At 63.2% G+C, this 318-nt stretch carries 1 protein-coding gene; it reads left to right on the forward strand.

The features are described 5' to 3' along the window. Positions 1-318 (forward strand): UPF0236 family transposase-like protein (locus tag NET02_RS16320; RefSeq protein WP_284058491.1); only part of this gene is annotated, 318 nt, incomplete at both ends.

The following is a 318-nucleotide window of genomic DNA, read 5'->3' on the forward strand; positions in this document are numbered from 1 at the left end:
CGTCGGATCGAGTCGATGCCGGGATGCATCCGGGACTATCGGGAGTGGCTGTCGGAGCAAGGGGTGGAGACGACCGGCATGCGTCCGATGGGCCACGCCGAGAGCGTGATGAGCCGGTTTGCGCATCGGGTGAAATCCCGCCGCAGCTGGAAAGACCAAGGGCTTCGGGCGTTTCTGAGGGCGATGGCGGCCCGAATCGACGGGATTTGGTGGAGAAATGGGCAGTTGGTGGAGGAAGAAGAGACCCGAACGGCGGCCTCGGCCTCAACAAAGTCCAAGCGGATCGAACAGGCCAAACGGAAGGCCGGACGGTTATGG

The sequence above is a fragment of the Thermalbibacter longus genome (genome assembly GCF_023806485.1).
In the GTDB taxonomy this organism is placed as follows: domain Bacteria; phylum Chloroflexota; class Chloroflexia; order Thermomicrobiales; family Thermomicrobiaceae; genus Thermalbibacter; species Thermalbibacter longus.